Here is a 15,947-nt window from a genome sequence, read left to right as displayed (position 1 = left end):
TCTCCAAAACTTTTCTCAAAAATACCTACCTTTTTTATGACCTCCGTCATCAAATCTTCCTGATATCTCCTGGCAATCACTCACCCGGCTGCAAAATATTCACTCTTTTCGCGGCTCCTCACGCAGAATACGCGAGCGGCAGACATCCAGAATTTCGTCAGCGAGCGCAGAATTATCCGGGCAGGCACGGGACAACACCAGAGCCCCGACAAGATGTGCAAAGGTGTCTATCAGGTCAGCACGTGAGACATTTTCGTCACTTAACATTGCCAGCTGACGTTCAACCCCGGCTGCAAATGTCTCTTTGATGGACTCGGACTGACGGGCGGTGTCGGTGCCCAGGGCTGACATCACACAACCCCTGGCCATATCATCGCGATGCTGTCGGGAGAGGTAATATTCAATGAATTTTTCTCGGTCCACACCCGCCAGGTTTTCCGCGGCGTGTACAAAACCACAGTTCATGGCTTCTGACATCAGGTCAGCCTTTGAACCAAAGTGCTTATAAAACCCGCCGTGGGTTAAACCCGCCGCAGACATCAGCTCCGCCACGCCCACGCCGTCATAGCCGCGCTCACGAAAAAGTTCTGATGCCGTTTCAACAATGCGCATCCGGTTTTCCCGAACCTGCTCTTTTGACACTTTCATGCTTTCCCGCCCCCATACAAAACAAGGCTCAATTATACATTGATGATGATCATAATCAAACCAGTTGACTTTATAGATTATGATCATCATCATTAAATCCATGTTCCCGACGGCGCTTCGCAGAGGTATGCGCGCTCCGTCAGTCTGACTGAGATCAGCAAAGAGAGCCGGACATATCCCCGGATTTACCTGCATCGAACAGTGCAGATTCTGTTCAACATTTAATAAAGAAGATCACATATGACGAAAACTTCAGTTCTCATTACAGGTGCATCGACGGGTATTGGTGCTGTTTATGCGCAAAGATTTGCGAGCCGTGGACATGACCTGGTTCTGGTTGCCCGCGATAAAACAAAATTAGACGCGCTCGCCGAGCGTCTGCGACAGGAGAAGGGCGTTTCTGTTGATGTTCTGCCAGCCGACCTCACTCAGGCAGCGGATTTAGCGACGGTGGAAGCTCGTCTTCGTGAAGACGAAAAAATAGGGGTGCTGATTAACAACGCGGGCATGGCACAGTCGGGCAATTTTGCCGGCCAGACGCCTGAGGCAATTGAGCGTCTTATCGCCCTGAACGTCACTGCGCTGACGAGGCTTGCTCGTGCCGCGGCGCCACGGTTTGTCAAAACCGGAGAAGGCGCAATCGTCAATATCAGCTCCGTCGTTGGGCTCGCCCCGGAATTTGCCATGACGGTTTACGGTGCAACCAAAGCCTTTGTGCTTTTCCTGTCGCAGGGATTGCATCTTGAGCTGTCCTCCGCGGGCGTTTACGTCCAGGTGGTACTTCCGGCTGGCACTTACACCGAAATCTGGGAACGTGCAGGTATTGATATCAGTAAGGCGCCCGAGATGATGGAAGTGGGTCAGTTAGTTGACGCAGCCCTGGCCGGCTTTGATCGTCGCGAACTCGTCACCATCCCTCCTTTACAAAATGCTGCCCACTGGGATGACCTGGAGACGGCGCGTCAGGCTCTGCTGGCGGATATCAATCAGGCTAAAGCGGCAGAACGGTACACAGTGTAGCCACGGGGATTCGGCATAACCCTATGCCGCGTTGTTTCCCTGCAGCGTGTTGTTGCGCTGCAGGGTGAGCAGGACTCCATCAAGAGAGCGTAGTGAGAATGACAAAAAAACGTGTAGCACTGGTGACCGGAGCTTCTTCGGGGATCGGTGAGGCGTCGGCTAAAAAACTGCTGGCCGCGGGGTATACGGTCTATGGCACCAGCCGGCGCGCTGTGCAGGCAGGCACACATCCCTTTGCGTTATTAACGCTTGATGTGACGGACGATGCGTCCGTGAGCGCCGCCATTGAGGCGTTACTGCACCTGGAAGGGCGGATAGATTTGCTGGTGAATAATGCGGGCTTTGGGGTTGCTCCTGCGGCCGCGGAAGAAAGTTCGATTGATCAGGCCAGGCGTATTTTCGACACCAACTTTCTTGGCCTGGTCAGAATGACGCGGGCAGTGATCCCGCACATGCGCCGTCAGGGCAGTGGGCGCATCATCAACATTGGTTCGATATTAGGGATTGTCCCGCTACCTTACGTGGCACTGTATGCAGCCAGTAAGCATGCGGTTGAAGGGTATACGGGCGCGCTGGACCATGAACTGCGCACACAGGGTATCAGGGTTTCCGTGATCGAGCCGGCCTATACAAAGACACAGTTCGACGTAAACAATATAGAACCTGACGCGAAGCTAGAAGAATATGAACCGCTCCGGGCTAAGCTGAACAACGTCGTCAGCAAGGCAATGGACGAGGCGGAACGTCCGGAAGTGGTGGCTGATGTGGTGGTAAAGGCTGCCCAGGCTTTACGGCCTAAGGTGCGTTATACGGCGGGCACGCTGGCGGGGAAACTGAATTTCATTCGCCGCTTTGCGCCTGCTTCACTTCTGGACAAGGTGGTACGCAACAGTCTTCAGCTCGACGCGAAAGAATAAGAATATGAAATTTTCTCAACTGGCTATTCTGACTGCCGGGTTGTTTTTCATCCTGGCGGCGATATGGATGTTCTGCCCGCAACTGCTGTTAACGCAGTGGGGAATCACGCCAACACCGGGAACTGATGTGCTCGGCCATCGCTCTGCCGCCCTGTACGCGGGCCTGGGGGTGATGTGTTTATTCGCCAGGCACGCAGAGCCCTCGCTGGCCCGCTATGCCCTGGCAGCAGGGATCGGTACGTTATGTTTGATTTTAGCCGTGTCCGGCGTTGTTGAGTGGTATGCAGGACACGTTAATGGGCAGATCGTTATTGCAGTATTTATCGAGCTATTCCTGGGTATCGCTTTTTTACTCAGCAACAGCGTTGGTAAGAAACACGCCACCGGCAAACCCGGCAGAGTAAAAGACAAATGAATAAGAAGACGATGAAAGCATTTACGTTCAAACGCTATGGTAAATCCCCTGAACTGGGATTCGACGACGTCGATTTTCCCTCCCCTGGTGATGATGAAATTCTGGTCAAAGTGTATGCAGTAGGTCTGAACCCGATCGATAACATGATCCCGACCGGCATGTTCAAACGTGTTCTGCATTTCAGTCTCCCCGCGACGTTGGGCAGTGACGTGTCCGGCGTTGTCGTTGCCACAGGACGTCGCGTGACGCGTTTCAAAGCAGGCGATGAGGTGTTTGCCAGTATTTTTGACAGGGGAACGGGTTCGCTTGCTGAATTTGTGCGGGTGCCAGAAAACCTTGCAGCGTTAAAACCCGCCACTCTGGATTTCGTACAGGCAGCGTCGCTTCCGATGGTCGGTCTCACCTCCTGGCAAGCGCTGACGGAACGCGCGAAGCTGCGAGCGGGGCAGAAAGTATTTATCCCGGCCGGCTCCGGTGGAATTGGCAGTTTTGCTATCCAACTGGCAAAACACCTTGGCGCAACGGTAGGGACGACAACCAGCACCGCCAACATTGACTGGGTGAGCCGCCTTGGTGCAGATGAGGTGGTTGACTATAAAAAGCAGGAATTCGAAAAAGTGCTGAGCGGCTACGATATTGTCCTCGGGACTATCAGAGGTGACGCGATTGAGAAATCCACCCAAATCCTTAAACCGGGAGGGAAGATAGTTTCCCTGATCGGGCCGTTAGATACGGCTTTCGCACGGGAAAGACACCTCAATGTTTTCCTGCGTTTTGTATTAGGACTGTTGAGCCGCAAAATCATGCGACTGTCAAAAAAACGAGGATTAACCTATTCGTTTCTCTTTGTCCGCCCTGATGGCAGCCAGCTTAGCCAAATCGCTGAACTCATGGACGCTCAACGCATCAAGCCCGTTATCGACAACGTTTTCCCCTTTGCCGAAACTGGCGACGCCTTCACCTATCTGGCTCGCGGGCATGCAAAGGGGAAAGTGGTGGTTAAAATTCATGAGTGATAGCAACGAAGGCTTGCCTTTGCGCTAAGCATAAATGACCAGAGTTATCGCCTCAGGGAAGAGGTATAGTCACTATCACCGTTCGTATCAGTTATAGCCTTCCGTCTTCATCGCATAATGCGGCCAGATATCAGGATCGTGCCCGGGAATAATTTCCGCATTATGCATCTGGGTAACCACTCTTAGTTTTGCCACCGATCGTGCCACCTCACTGGCCGATGTCATCAAGCCAGGCAGGGCTTTATCCTGAAAATGGTCAAGCGTATAGGCAGCATCTATCGCCAGGGTGAACGATTTTCCACTCGGCAGGGAGACGACAAAAGATTGATGACCCGGGGAGTGGCCTGGCGTGTAAATGATTTTCAGAACGCCGTCGCGATACAGATCAAAACCGTCATCGGCATCTCCTGCCAGAAACTGCCATATGAGACCTTCGCGATGAAAATCTTTCCGACAGTAGGCCCCGGCGGTAAACCAGTCCGGTGAAAAGGCATAGTCGTACTCAGCACGTTGCACAAGATGAGTGGCTTCAGGAAAGCGGCCAATCGCGCCGGTATGGTCAGAGTGGAGGTGGGAGAGTAAAACATAACGCACCGATTCTGGCCTTATTCCGAGCTTCGCCAGTTGTCTTCTACAGCCCTGGTTTGTATCCATGATGGGTTGATACTGGTCAACAGTCGGTCCCCAGTAGGCGCGGGGATCCTTCAGCCCTTCCACCGCAAGACCACCGTCAATAACAACATTCCCCTGCGGATGCGTCAGTAAAAACCAGGGGACAGGTATAATGTAGTCGGAGCCTTCACCCTGATTCATCCTGATATCGTGATATTTACAACGCTGATAGCCCGACTGGAACATATAAAGCCTGATATCTGACATGCTTCTTTTCCCGTAAAAAATGAAATGTTCTGTACGCCATAGCTACACCAGCCGTGGACGCACAGATTTTCATTAACAGAAGGGCCTGGCAGTAGAGGGGCGGGACCACTTTCATTTATCGGTTTTACCAATATAATCGGTGAATGGATTTACTTACGGCAATGCGTATTTTCATTCGGGTGGTTGAGCGCGGAAGCATGTCTGCCGCTGCGCGCGATCTCGGCATCGGACAGCCGGCGGTCAGTGAAAGGATAGAGCGTCTGGAAGCTCATCTTAATACCCGCCTGCTGCGACGTCACACGCGCCGAATGTCTCTCACGAATAGCGGGACGCTGTTCTATGAACGGAGCAAAAGCGCCGTTGCAGCGGCTGACCATGCGCTGGCAATCGTGGATAATGGTGAAGCAATTAGTGGAACCCTGCGCATTGCCGCACCCTATGGTGCCGGGGAAGAGTTACTTATGCCCGCCCTGCTTAAACTGCAATTGGCCTATCCGGGCATAAACATAGATCTGGTGCTCAGTGACAGAGTGACGGACCCGGTCACCGAAGGTGTGGATATCTCGCTACGTCTTGGTGAGGCGGGGGAAGGATATTATGTTGTCCGCCCGTTGGGGAAAATTGAGCGGTTGCTGGTGGCCTCTCCCGAATATTTGCAGCGTTATGATATGCCCCGTACACCGGGTGAGCTCGCCCGACATGCGTTTGCTCGTGTTTCGGGCCTGTTTATGAATAACCATGTGACGCTGATCGCGCCTGACAACGCGTTACTCACCGTCCCTGTGAGAATAACATTCACTTCCAGCCACTGGCGGCCGTTACGTACTGTGCTTCTGGCAGGAAAGGCAATCGGGGTAGTGCAGTCTCCGGTTTGCCGACAGGAGATTGCCGACGGGCATCTCGTACCTGTGTTACCCGACTACCTTGTTCCTTCATTCCCTGCATATCTACTTTATCCCCCGGCTAATATCATCTCCGCTGAAACACGAGCATGTGTCGCTTTCCTTGAAAACGAACTTCGCACAAGCCTTACGCGCTCGGTAACAAAAGGGCAGCCATAGTTCTCAAACTCGAATATGAGGCTGTTAAATAAACGGTTGAACAAAATTTCTTGCCTGCCTGAGGTACACCCCGGTTAATGGCTTGCCCAGTCGAGCATGCGTCATTCGCTGCTACGGCGCGGCAACTCTCCGGCAGCTAAATATTCTGCGCGGGTTTGAAACTACTGCAGTGACGTCTTCCCCCACTGCCTGACGTGTTCAATCAGAGCCCGCAGCTTGGGGGCCATATTTCGACGTTGCGGGAAGTACAGATAAAACCCAGGAAAAGGCGGAAGAAAATCATCCAGTAATGAAACAAACTGTCCTTTTTCAATAAATGGCCTGAATGTTTCATAGGTTGCAAAGGTAATTCCTCCGCCCGCAAGCGCGAGCCTGAGCATGAGACGGAGATCGTTGGTGGTGATATGCGGTTCAACCGCCACGTCGAAAGGTATTCCCGCTTCCTCAAATTCCCAGCGATAGGGCGCGACGTCTGGCGATGGGCGCCAGCCGATACAGCGATGGCGGATAAGCTCTCGCGGATGGCGAGGTGCGCTGTGGGCGGCCAGATAAGTTGGTGATGCCACCACCACTTCCCGTTGCTGTCCCGTCAGAGGGACAGCAATCATGTCTTTTTCGATCACGTCACCGAGCCTTACGCCGGCATCATAGCCCGCTGCCACGATATCAAATTCGTCATCCGACACGACGATATCGATGGTGACGGCAGGGTTAGCGGCTGCAAAGGACGCGAGCAGAGGGCCTGAAAGAAATTCTTCTGCAATTGAGGTGACAGCAATTTTCAGATGCCCTCGCGGCCCGTTGTCAGAGAGAACGTCTTCGCACGCCGCGTCAATCGTTGATAGCGGTACGGACAACGATTTTCGCAGCCGCTCTCCCGCTTCAGTCAGGTTTACCGAACGCGTGGTGCGCATGACAAGCAGGGTCCCGAACGTATCCTCCAGGCGTCTGATCCCCTGGCTGACCGCCGATCGCGTCACGCCAAGACGTTCGGCGGCAGCGCTGAAGCTATGTTCCTCTGCGACAGCCAGAAACAGAGGTAAAAGATTAAGGTCAATTTTCATTGTTTAGGATTGCTAACCAGTGTGTACACCAGAGGCAGGATACACGAAACAATAACCGCGTTCTATTATCCCTCTGAACTCAACTGAAGGAGTAAGTCATGGATAAAGTCATCTTGATCACCGGTGCATCCAGCGGTATCGGAGAGGGTATTGCACGAGAGCTTGGCAATGCAGGCGCGAAGTTATTACTTGGGGCACGCAGGAAAGATCGTATTGAAGCTATCGCTGCAGAAATCCGCAGTACAGGCGGGCATGTTGAAGCCTGCGAGCTGGATGTCACAAATCGCCAGTCGATGTCTGATTTCGTGCAGGCGGCACTGACTAGGTGGGGGCGTATTGACGTTCTGATCAACAACGCGGGAATAATGCCCCTTTCTCCGCTGGCAGCGGGTAAATATGATGAATGGGAACGTACCATTGATGTGAATATCAAGGGCGTGCTATGGGGGATTGGCGCCGTGCTTCCCACCATGGAAGCGCAGGGCTCCGGTCAGATAATCAATATTGGCTCTATCGGCGCGCTCTCTGTGGTGCCGACAGCCGCCGTCTATTGCGCCACAAAGTTCGCCGTTCGGGCGATTTCAGATGGCTTGCGGCAGGAAAGCGCCAGCATCCGTGTCACCTGCGTCAACCCCGGTGTGGTGGAAAGCGAACTTGCCTCGACCATTACTCATCCGGAAACGCAGGCGGCAATGGAGGTATACCGTTCCATTGCACTCCAGCCGGCTGATATTGCCCGCGCTGTTCGGCAAGTGATTGAAGCGCCTGAAAATGTTGATACAACAGAAATCACGATTCGACCTACCGCGTCTGCGAACTGAACTGGCTAACGCATATGCACCACGAAAGCTGCCTGTAAGGCAGCTTTTTTTGTCGCGTCACAGAGTGCAGGGTGAAAATTGTATGTGTATTGAAAAGGTCATAACGCGGGCCAGACAACCGGTTTGGCCCGCATGACAAACTTACCACTGCTGCTCTGTGGGCATGATGAACAATTCTGCCACGTCGACATGATCCGGCGCGCGCAGCACATATAGGATGGAGTCAGCAATATCCTCTGACTTCAGGAACGTCATGTGTTCCTTCAGGTTTTCCATCTGTGCACGGTAGTTTTCGTCAGTAATGTGCTCGAATAATTCACTTTCAACCGCGCCTGGCTGAAGTGAGGTTACGCGAATATTGTATTGAGACGAAAGCTCCATGCGTAATACATCTGAAAATGCGGCTACCGCATGTTTCGTCGCGCAATATACCCCGAGTCCAGCGAACGTTTTTCTGCCCGCAATCGAGGAAGTATTGATGATATGCCCTGACTTTTGCGCTTGCATCACAGGGAGTACCGCGGCAACCGTGTTCATTAAGCCCTTAATATTGACATCAACCATACGATGCCACTCCTCCAGTTTGAGACTGGCGATGTCTGAAATGGGCATGAGTCCGGCATTGTTGAAGGCGATATCAATGTGGCCATAGGCGTCGTGCAGTTTCTTCACGCCATCGAAGACTGACGCCTGGTCAGTCACATCCATTTCCAGCGCAATGGCTTCTCCGCCGAAGGCCTTGATTTCTGACACCAGCGCCTGGAGACGATCCCGGCGGCGGGCCGCGAGTCCCACTTTGACCCCTTCTCTGGCCAATTTAATGGCGGTGGCTGCGCCGATACCGCTTGATGCACCGGTCACGATGGCTGATTTACCGTTGAGTTCCATGATTAATCCTCTTATGCGTTTGTTTCAGCGCTTCAGCAAAGAACATCTGAAGTTCGGGTCAATCATGTCTGCAAAAGGCACTCTCTTCGCGCGGTGGTTTGCTCACACTGTCGGTGTTTTGCTACGCATATTTTCGTGGCGATATTGGGAGGGCGAAATACCGGTGTGCTTGCGGAATATGGCAGCAAAATGGCTGGGGCTGTTGTAGCCCACGGTCAGGGCAATGCTGATCATCGAATCCTCTGTCTCGGACAACAGGCGGCGCGCCGCTTCCATTCGCAAGCGGATAAAATAATGGGAAGGCGAAAGCCCGGTAGACTGTTTAAAGACCCGGCTGAAATGGAATTCGCTAAGCTCGGCAAGGCCAGCCAGACGTGCTAAGTCAAAGGGGTGAGCCAGCTCTTCATGCATCGCCTTAAATACCCGGTGTAATTTATATGCCTGCAACCCGCCGTGGTGTCGCTTTGCCGATGTCCGGTAAGCACGGGAGAGATGTACGGCAAGGGCTTGAGCGATACCCTGGATGTAAGGTCCACTGGGTGGGTGCTGAAAATAAAGCTCTGCGCGCATAAATTCCAGCAGGGCTGACAGTGTTTCATCGCGTTCGCCTGACACTTCCCGCAGCTCAATATCCTGCATCATGGACACACCAATATAGACGTGCATAACGATGAAAGGGCTGTCTGGCTCGGCTTGCCATCTCATCTCTGTCGGAGAGGTGTCGGTCGTGAGAAAAAAATCACCTGCGGTAACGTGGTTTTCTGACCACTCTCCGCCCAGAGGCCGTTCTTCCACGACGGCCCGTCCAGAGAGTATCCAGACAATAAAGGGCTCTGGCACAGCCGGGATAATAACGTTGTCCTGCCTCTGCCGGCGCGCCAGAATTTGAATGAAGACATCCCGGGAAGATTGTGCCCGATGTTCCTTGAGCAATTCGCCCGGAATGTACGCTTCGAATGATTCAGCGGAAGTACGTTGAGCCATATTCGTCAATAACGTCTCTTAAGCCAGTTTCACAAGGTTTAGCGCGGGAAGGGGACCTCCCGGGAATTGTTGCAGATATCCCCCAATCTCAAGACTCCCTAAGTCTATACTGGCGAAGCCCATTCGGGTGGCTAATTCCTCAACGTCTGCTTTTGCATCAGCGTGGTCGCCGGAGATAAAGACCACGCGGCGCCCGCCAGATTGGGACGGGTCTTGCGCAAGAACGTTTGCCAGAAGCGTGTTGAAGGCTTTGACGACCCGGGCTCCCGCTGCCCACTCTGAAACGCGCTGGGATGAGTTTTTACCCCCCAGATCTGCAAGGGTGTAGCCCGGCAAAAGTACCGGGTTAGTCGCGTCAATCAGAATACGACCCTCCCAGTTCACCCCACTTAATGCGGCCTCGGTTCTGTTCCAGTTGGTACTTATAAAAACGATTTCGGCTTCGGCAGCCTGTTGTACCGTTCCGGCGCGAGCTTTGTCGGCCAATGCCTCAATCACTTCAGCCAGGCTGTCCGGGCCACGACTGTTACTGAGGATGACATTCACGCCTGCGTTGACCAGCTGGTGGGCAAAGGCTTGTCCGATGGCGCCTGCACCAATAATGCCGACAGTATTTGTTTTCATAGTTTGTTTCCTTAAATGAACAGATGCGTTGATGTGTTTGGCTACATTGCTTAAGAACATGAAAGGAGAATAGTGCTCACCGATCTATCTGTGTAGCCTATATAATTAGATGGTATACATCTAAAGGGGCGATACATGCTGGATGGTATGTCGATTGATCAACTGCGTACTTTCATTGCTGCGGTTGATGAAGGCAGTTTCTCGGCCGCAGGTCGCAAACTTCGCCGGGCGCAGTCCGTCGTTAGCGCTACGCTGGCAAATCTGGAATCTCAGGTAGGCTTTCCTTTATTTGAGCGAACGGGACGTTACCCGAAACTGACGGAGGCGGGGGCAGCCTTACTGGAGGCCGCACGCCATACGCTTGCGGGAATGGACGCGTTTAAGGCTAAGGCGCGTATCCTGGCAGAAGGCCTGGAACCCGAACTCGCCGTGTCTGTGGATGTGATGTTTCCGATAGAGGTCCTGACCGCAGTCGTGAAGGAGTTTCATCTGGCCTTTCCCGGCACACCGTTGCGTCTTTATGTTGAGGCGCTGGGGGCGGTACTTCAGCCGTTGCTGGCCGGCAACTGTCGGGTCGCGATTATCGGCTCGCTACCGGATGTTCCGACCGGGTGTGCCTCTGAGTTCCTGCTCAGTGTACCTGCCGTGCCAGTGGTCTCACCCGATCATCCTTTGGCTAAAATGGCTGGCCCAATTCTTCGGCCGGTTATGGAGAACGCTGTGCAGCTTGTATTGGCTGACCGCTCATCACTCACGGCGGGTCGCAACTTTGGTGTGATGTCGGCTAAGAGGTGGCGTTTGGGTGACATGGGGGCAAAACATGCATTCTTGCGTGCGGGCCTCGGTTGGGGTTATATGCCTTTGCCTATGGTTGAGGACGATCTTGCTAATGGCAAACTGGTTATCCTGAACCTGGAGATGCAGCCCGATGTTGGCCCTGGTTTTTCCATGCATGCGGTACATATGACGCAATATCCTCCAGGGCCAGCCGGACGCTGGTTTATTAATAAGCTTAAAACGCACTAAACCAGGTTATCTGGCGGTCAGAGCACCAGATAACCGATATCCTGCATCAGAATGTATAAAATGCCCCGACGGTAAAGAGAAGATATTCATCCTTTTGCACAATGGGGCTGCTGCTTACACGGTCTGCAAGCGTGATATACCCTAAATCCGCATAGCCGGACCAGTTATCATTAAATGTGTGTTGCCAGTTAATATCGTAATTCACACTGTTTAATCCGCTACCCGCGTTGAAAGGCCTATATCCGGAATGGGTACTCTGATTCTTATTCACCCCAAACCAGGTATTATTATACCGTGCGTCGCCGTATTTTCTTTCGGTACTGATTACCAGAGTATCTGTGTCGTTAGCAAAAAGAACGACATTAAGTTTAATTTTATATTGCATTCCCTGGCTTTCAGTCAGCGGTGCCGTAATATTTCCCTCAAAGCCTATCCAGGGTGCCATCCACCATCCTGCCGTGGTGGTGGTATTCATTACGGTATTAATCTTACCCATACCTTTAAGTTTATCAGAGCCTTCCTGAAGCCAGGCGTTTCCGCTATCCGTGCGGCCAAGGGAATACCCCAGAGCTTGCCCCAGGTAAACGCCATTACTGAACTGATGGGAATAGACGATACCTTTGTCAGTATTGACGGACCAGTCATCGTAAGTCCATCCGAAATACGGCAGCGTATTGACATCATATTTATTCGAGCTGGTATATTCAGGCGCATATTGTGAACCCACGCCAATCGTGACATAAGATGCTTTTTTATCTGATGATGCCTGTGAAGCGAACGATGCTGCGATGAGTGTTACTAAGGCGATTTTTATTTCCTTCATAAAACTTCCTGAATGAATTATGCTTATATCTATGAATTGCGGAGTATGCGGGCGGTCAATCAATATTCCTGCAAGATTTAATCAAGATTCCATCAAGGTGCGAATGTGAAACGTGTTTTAATTATTGAAGACGATTTGGATGCCGCGAATGTGCTTGAGGCTTACCTTAAGCGCGATCAGTTTCAGACCTCTTCGGCCAGCAGCGGTAACCGGGGGCTCGAACTGGCATTCAGCTGGAAGCCCGACATTATTTTACTGGATGTGATGTTACCCGGCATGAGCGGGAACGATGTTCTGCTGGCCCTGCGCCGGCGCAGTGATATTCCCGTGATTATGATCACCGCCATCCGCGACGGCAGCGACAAAATCAGTGCCCTGCGATTTGGCGCGGATGACTATGTGGTGAAGCCCTATAACCCGGGTGAGGTGGTCGCCAGAGTTCATGCTGTACTCCGTCGTTATTCCGGCGAGCGCAGTAGCACGCTTATTGAGTACCGGGGACTGCAGGCAGATACAGAGTCCATGACGGTAAGCGTTGAGAGCGAGAACGGGCAACGGACAGCGCTGGATTTAACGCCGACGGAACTGTTGCTGCTGATGACATTTCTTAAGTCACCGAATAAGGCTTTCACCCGTCAGGCGCTTCTTGAAGCGTGTCTCCCAGAAAGTGAAGCCCTGGAGCGCGTTGTGGACACGCATATCTATAACTTGCGAAAAAAACTCGAGTCAGCGGGGCAGACTGATTTGCTGATAAACGTAAGAGGGATCGGTTACCGATTTGCAAATGCATGAAAAAGTTTACGTTATCTCCACGAGGCGAACCGAGTACGCTGTGGAACTGGATATGCAAGCGGCTGATATCCCTGGCAGTCGGAAGTATTATTCTTATTGCCTTTTTTATGTGGGTGCGATTTTTTGTTGAAAACAAATGGCACGCCTACCGGATGCCAGAGGCCGTCAGGGCTGAACTCTCAGTTCTGAGCAAGCACCCTGAACAGAACATCAACCGCTATCATGAAATTATCGACACCTGGTATGGGCTGTCCTACTCAGATCCGACGATGGGGATTAAGGACTGGGTGATTCTTGGCATCCTGGTTCTGATATTCATACCGATTATTTTTATGCTTACGCTGAAAACAGCGCGACCCATTTCCCATCATATTAGCCGGCTTGCCGGTGCGGCACGGTCTGTTGCTGAAGGCGGGTTTGGGACCCGCGTGCCCGTGCCGGACAATCTGCCGCTTGAATTGCGAAGCCTCAGCGAGAACTTTAACGGGATGTCGATGCAGCTGGAACGCTACGAGAAAGATTTGAAAAAATCGCATGTGATCATGGCACATGAATTGCGCTCGCCGCTGACGGCTGCCATCGGTCGCCTGCAGGGCATTATGGACGGCGTATTTGAACCCAGTCAGGCCCAGTTGAACATGATTATGCAGCAGATGAATGATTTAAACAGACTGGTTGACGATCTGCATCTGTTAAAACTGGCTGATGCCAACCAGCTGAATTTGAGCCTGGTATCAACCAGCCTGGACCAGATAATCCGTGAGAAAGTGGCATGGACGATGCCTTCAGCCCAAAGGGTGGGCGTGAACATTATCTACCATGAGGGGGAATCTGTGACCTGTCGGGTTGATCCGTACCGGATAGGTCAGGTCTTTTTGATCCTGATGGACAATGCTTTGCGTTACGCTGCGGAAGGGGGCATCCTGGATATTCGTTATCATGTCAGCGATAAAAAGGTATCCGTTATTTTCCGCGACAACGGCCCGGCAGTCCCGGACGCACTGCTTGAAACCATATTTTCACCGTTTGTGCGTGAGGAGCAGTCCCGTTCACGACATACCGGTGGGTCCGGGCTTGGGCTCTCTATTGCCCGAGCGATATGCGAGGCGCATCGCGGTACTATCTTTGCTGAACGGAATGCCAGCGGAGGGCTATCGTTCACGATGACGATACCGCTAAGCGAAAAGGAACAGCATTGACGGTTCCTTAACAAAGGGTGAACTGAATCTTGTAAAAATTGAGTTTAAATACATGGTAAACGGGGGTTTACCATGTCACCTGAATTACTTCTCTCTCTGCTTTCTGCCGTTCGTAAAATGGTACGATGTGGATGTTTTTTACTGTACATCGCACCGGTGATTGTCATATTTCAGATTATCATTATTATTTTATTGGATGCGCCGAAAGGAGATAAATAATTGTTGAGGGCAGGGCGGCGAATACAGTTCAAAGAACCAGTGATTTACCTGTGGGCTGGGTTTCGGCCCAAAGCAGTTTATAGTCCCATTTTTTATCATACAATCCGATTGAAAATTGCATTGCCTTATTTTCATTGCGACACACTTCTCGTGCATCAACAATATTTTTCCACATGAGCAGACTTCCTGGGCTGAATGCGGTGATCGACGGGTCAATCCCTCCATTAGGAACATCAAAATACAGGCTTTTTTCACTACGGGCACACAGTACGAGATCTATCGCAACGGGGGCACCTTCAAAGAAAAGTACATTGCCGGTGACCATATGTGGCAGGGCGGTTAACAGTTCAGTGATGTTTTTCCTGTTATAGCATCTGACGCTGTCAGCAAAACGCAGCCTGAAAAGATGCACGTAAATATCAGCAATATCCGCCGGTGACATCTCTCTGAGTGGTATGCATTCTCCGCCCGCAGCCAGCATTTTTTTTAGCTCTCCGTTTCTTTTTTTCACCGTTTTACCTGAGAAAGACGTTTTAATCAGGCAAACCTTACGTTTTTCACGAAAAGCATAGGTGGCATTTATTATATTCCCACGCAGCGATGAAGACAGCCGGTTTGTTTTTACTGGCAGAACGATTTTTTGATCGGCAGCCATGGGGATAATAATTTCATCATAAGATACCGGGTAATCGCGCCAGACATTCAGGCCGAAGGTATTTTTATCACTGGTAAAGTACGCTGCGGTGACCTCGCCATCGCGTCGATAATGCCAGAATGCGAAATCTTTTTCCTTCTTCTGCATAAAGAAATTGATAATGTCGGGGTGAGTATTAACACTGCCGCCATACTTATAATAAGCCGCCTGGTAATGCGTGAAGTTTGAACGTTCCCATCCAAAAAGCGAATGTCTGAAGCCCATTATTGTTTCTCCTTACAATCTCATCAGAGGGCGCTGTCAGCGCCGGGCAGTTCTGTCTGAACAGGCTGATTATCCCGACCGCTAATCAATAAACGGTCAAGGCAAAATCAAGATTGCTGCAATCTTCGTTGGCGGAGTTAATTTTGCCTGTCTCATGAAATATCTGCTTACATTCCAGCTAGCGCTATGCTCTTTACATTGACACTAGTGTCAATGTTGTAGAGTGCATCTATGACGAGGAGAAAGGTATGCGACCATCTGAACTGGCGGCGCTCACTGGCGTCAGCACCCGAGTGCTAAGACATTATGAAGCTAAAGGACTGATTGTTTCTCAGCGGTTGGACAACGGTTATCGGAATTACGACGCAAAAGACGTCGAGAAAGTGAGATGGATAACCTCGCTTTTAAAATGTGGGTTCAGTACTCGACAGATTGCAGAGCTGGAAAAGTTTTCTCAGGTAAGCGACATGGATGATGCGCGTTTTATCCAGTGTCTGGCGCAGCACAGAGAAAAACTTCGGGCACTGGACACGCTTATCGAATTACTTAATGAACGCAGAAATACACTTGCCACGCGTATTCACGCCTACGAGTGATCGCTCTGTCTGAGCAGTAATAACAGGAAATATCAT

The 15,947-nt window shown here is 51.5% G+C and carries 18 protein-coding genes; 10 read left to right on the top strand and 8 right to left on the bottom strand.

The annotated features are described in order from the left end of the window. Positions 1-99: 99 nt before the first annotated feature. Positions 100-648 (bottom strand): TetR/AcrR family transcriptional regulator, encoded by a 549-nt coding sequence (locus HV242_RS12535; RefSeq protein WP_032681991.1) that lies wholly within the window; start codon positions 646-648, stop codon positions 100-102. A gap of 240 nt (positions 649-888) precedes the next feature. Between HV242_RS12535 and HV242_RS12530 the strand changes: the two genes are divergently transcribed. From HV242_RS12530 to HV242_RS12515, 4 genes are all read left to right on the top strand, one after another. Continuing rightward, positions 889-1,668, top strand: coding sequence for an SDR family NAD(P)-dependent oxidoreductase (locus HV242_RS12530; protein ID WP_032680852.1), 780 nt, complete (start codon positions 889-891; stop codon positions 1,666-1,668). Positions 1,669-1,766: 98 nt separating this feature from the next. After that, a complete protein-coding gene (locus HV242_RS12525; protein WP_032680853.1) occupies positions 1,767-2,585 on the top strand; it encodes an oxidoreductase in 819 nt (272 codons plus the stop codon). Between the two features lie 4 nt (positions 2,586-2,589). After that, a complete protein-coding gene (locus HV242_RS12520) occupies positions 2,590-3,000 on the top strand; it encodes a hypothetical protein (RefSeq protein ID WP_032680854.1) in 411 nt (136 codons plus the stop codon). Beyond that, positions 2,997-4,016: an NADP-dependent oxidoreductase gene (locus HV242_RS12515; protein ID WP_050736910.1), complete on the top strand. Its 1,020-nt coding sequence runs from the start codon at positions 2,997-2,999 to the stop codon at positions 4,014-4,016. The genes HV242_RS12520 and HV242_RS12515 overlap by 4 nt, the downstream gene beginning before the upstream one ends. Positions 4,017-4,103: 87 nt before the next feature. Here HV242_RS12515 and attM read toward each other — a convergent pair whose 3' ends face one another. Then, complete coding sequence (attM, locus tag HV242_RS12510) at positions 4,104-4,895, bottom strand: AttM family quorum-quenching N-acyl homoserine lactonase (protein ID WP_050736909.1); 792 nt, start codon at positions 4,893-4,895, stop codon at positions 4,104-4,106. Between the two features lie 161 nt (positions 4,896-5,056). On the opposite strand from attM, the gene HV242_RS12505 reads away from it, so the two are divergent. Beyond that, positions 5,057-5,956, top strand: a complete 900-nt coding sequence (locus HV242_RS12505; protein WP_050736908.1) for a LysR family transcriptional regulator — start codon at positions 5,057-5,059, stop codon at positions 5,954-5,956. A 161-nt stretch (positions 5,957-6,117) separates the two neighbouring features. Here HV242_RS12505 and HV242_RS12500 read toward each other — a convergent pair whose 3' ends face one another. Then, positions 6,118-7,020, bottom strand: coding sequence for a LysR family transcriptional regulator (locus tag HV242_RS12500; protein WP_050736907.1), 903 nt, complete (start codon positions 7,018-7,020; stop codon positions 6,118-6,120). Positions 7,021-7,118: 98 nt separating this feature from the next. On the opposite strand from HV242_RS12500, the gene HV242_RS12495 reads away from it, so the two are divergent. Then, positions 7,119-7,841 carry an SDR family oxidoreductase gene (locus tag HV242_RS12495; RefSeq protein WP_032678322.1) on the top strand — a complete coding sequence of 241 codons (723 nt, stop codon included), beginning with the start codon at positions 7,119-7,121 and terminating at the stop codon, positions 7,839-7,841. A 141-nt stretch (positions 7,842-7,982) separates the two neighbouring features. Here the strand turns inward: HV242_RS12495 and HV242_RS12490 are convergent, their stop codons facing one another. The 3 genes from HV242_RS12490 to HV242_RS12480 form a co-directional block, all read right to left on the bottom strand. Beyond that, positions 7,983-8,729, bottom strand: coding sequence for an SDR family oxidoreductase (locus HV242_RS12490; RefSeq protein WP_020882399.1), 747 nt, complete (start codon positions 8,727-8,729; stop codon positions 7,983-7,985). 102 nt (positions 8,730-8,831) lie between these two features. Further along, positions 8,832-9,713, bottom strand: coding sequence for a helix-turn-helix domain-containing protein (locus HV242_RS12485; RefSeq protein WP_050736906.1), 882 nt, complete (start codon positions 9,711-9,713; stop codon positions 8,832-8,834). Between the two features lie 18 nt (positions 9,714-9,731). After that, a complete protein-coding gene (locus tag HV242_RS12480; protein WP_072126395.1) occupies positions 9,732-10,397 on the bottom strand; it encodes an NADPH-dependent F420 reductase in 666 nt (221 codons plus the stop codon). Between the two features lie 75 nt (positions 10,398-10,472). On the opposite strand from HV242_RS12480, the gene HV242_RS12475 reads away from it, so the two are divergent. After that, on the top strand, positions 10,473-11,363 hold the full coding sequence (locus tag HV242_RS12475; RefSeq protein WP_050736904.1) for a LysR family transcriptional regulator: 891 nt from the start codon (positions 10,473-10,475) through the stop codon (positions 11,361-11,363). 46 nt (positions 11,364-11,409) lie between these two features. Here HV242_RS12475 and HV242_RS12470 read toward each other — a convergent pair whose 3' ends face one another. Beyond that, positions 11,410-12,186: a MipA/OmpV family protein gene (locus HV242_RS12470; protein WP_050736903.1), complete on the bottom strand. Its 777-nt coding sequence runs from the start codon at positions 12,184-12,186 to the stop codon at positions 11,410-11,412. Between the two features lie 105 nt (positions 12,187-12,291). Here HV242_RS12470 and HV242_RS12465 point away from each other — a divergent pair, with 105 nt between their 5' ends. Beyond that, complete coding sequence (locus tag HV242_RS12465) at positions 12,292-12,978, top strand: response regulator (RefSeq protein WP_020882404.1); 687 nt, start codon at positions 12,292-12,294, stop codon at positions 12,976-12,978. Continuing rightward, positions 12,975-14,177, top strand: coding sequence for a sensor histidine kinase (locus tag HV242_RS12460; RefSeq protein ID WP_020882405.1), 1,203 nt, complete (start codon positions 12,975-12,977; stop codon positions 14,175-14,177). The genes HV242_RS12465 and HV242_RS12460 overlap by 4 nt, the downstream gene beginning before the upstream one ends. 247 nt (positions 14,178-14,424) lie before the next feature. Here HV242_RS12460 and HV242_RS12455 read toward each other — a convergent pair whose 3' ends face one another. Then, positions 14,425-15,315: a GNAT family protein gene (locus HV242_RS12455; protein ID WP_050736902.1), complete on the bottom strand. Its 891-nt coding sequence runs from the start codon at positions 15,313-15,315 to the stop codon at positions 14,425-14,427. Between the two features lie 248 nt (positions 15,316-15,563). On the opposite strand from HV242_RS12455, the gene HV242_RS12450 reads away from it, so the two are divergent. After that, positions 15,564-15,911, top strand: coding sequence for a MerR family transcriptional regulator (locus tag HV242_RS12450; protein ID WP_025203954.1), 348 nt, complete (start codon positions 15,564-15,566; stop codon positions 15,909-15,911). Positions 15,912-15,947: the final 36 nt, after the last annotated feature.

It is taken from the genome of Enterobacter sp. RHBSTW-00593 (genome assembly GCF_013784105.1).
GTDB lineage: Bacteria > Pseudomonadota > Gammaproteobacteria > Enterobacterales > Enterobacteriaceae > Enterobacter > Enterobacter ludwigii.
Note: the sequence above shows the minus strand (reverse complement) of the source record. Positions and strands in the feature narration are given on the sequence as shown.

What these genes read in the sequence shown, in the direction of transcription:
- HV242_RS12535 (WP_032681991.1), bottom strand. Translation starts at nt 648, where the DNA reads ATGAAAGTGTCAAAAGAGCAGGTTCGGGAAAACCGGATGCGCATTGTT.
- HV242_RS12530 (WP_032680852.1), top strand. Translation starts at nt 889, where the DNA reads ATGACGAAAACTTCAGTTCTCATTACAGGTGCATCGACGGGTATTGGT.
- HV242_RS12525 (WP_032680853.1), top strand. Translation starts at nt 1,767, where the DNA reads ATGACAAAAAAACGTGTAGCACTGGTGACCGGAGCTTCTTCGGGGATC.
- HV242_RS12520 (WP_032680854.1), top strand. Translation starts at nt 2,590, where the DNA reads ATGAAATTTTCTCAACTGGCTATTCTGACTGCCGGGTTGTTTTTCATC.
- HV242_RS12515 (WP_050736910.1), top strand. Translation starts at nt 2,997, where the DNA reads ATGAATAAGAAGACGATGAAAGCATTTACGTTCAAACGCTATGGTAAA.
- attM (WP_050736909.1), bottom strand. Translation starts at nt 4,895, where the DNA reads ATGTCAGATATCAGGCTTTATATGTTCCAGTCGGGCTATCAGCGTTGT.
- HV242_RS12505 (WP_050736908.1), top strand. Translation starts at nt 5,057, where the DNA reads ATGCGTATTTTCATTCGGGTGGTTGAGCGCGGAAGCATGTCTGCCGCT.
- HV242_RS12500 (WP_050736907.1), bottom strand. Translation starts at nt 7,020, where the DNA reads ATGAAAATTGACCTTAATCTTTTACCTCTGTTTCTGGCTGTCGCAGAG.
- HV242_RS12495 (WP_032678322.1), top strand. Translation starts at nt 7,119, where the DNA reads ATGGATAAAGTCATCTTGATCACCGGTGCATCCAGCGGTATCGGAGAG.
- HV242_RS12490 (WP_020882399.1), bottom strand. Translation starts at nt 8,729, where the DNA reads ATGGAACTCAACGGTAAATCAGCCATCGTGACCGGTGCATCAAGCGGT.
- HV242_RS12485 (WP_050736906.1), bottom strand. Translation starts at nt 9,713, where the DNA reads ATGGCTCAACGTACTTCCGCTGAATCATTCGAAGCGTACATTCCGGGC.
- HV242_RS12480 (WP_072126395.1), bottom strand. Translation starts at nt 10,397, where the DNA reads ATGTTCTTAAGCAATGTAGCCAAACACATCAACGCATCTGTTCATTTA.
- HV242_RS12475 (WP_050736904.1), top strand. Translation starts at nt 10,473, where the DNA reads ATGCTGGATGGTATGTCGATTGATCAACTGCGTACTTTCATTGCTGCG.
- HV242_RS12470 (WP_050736903.1), bottom strand. Translation starts at nt 12,186, where the DNA reads ATGAAGGAAATAAAAATCGCCTTAGTAACACTCATCGCAGCATCGTTC.
- HV242_RS12460 (WP_020882405.1), top strand. Translation starts at nt 12,975, where the DNA reads ATGAAAAAGTTTACGTTATCTCCACGAGGCGAACCGAGTACGCTGTGG.
- HV242_RS12455 (WP_050736902.1), bottom strand. Translation starts at nt 15,315, where the DNA reads ATGGGCTTCAGACATTCGCTTTTTGGATGGGAACGTTCAAACTTCACG.
- HV242_RS12450 (WP_025203954.1), top strand. Translation starts at nt 15,564, where the DNA reads ATGCGACCATCTGAACTGGCGGCGCTCACTGGCGTCAGCACCCGAGTG.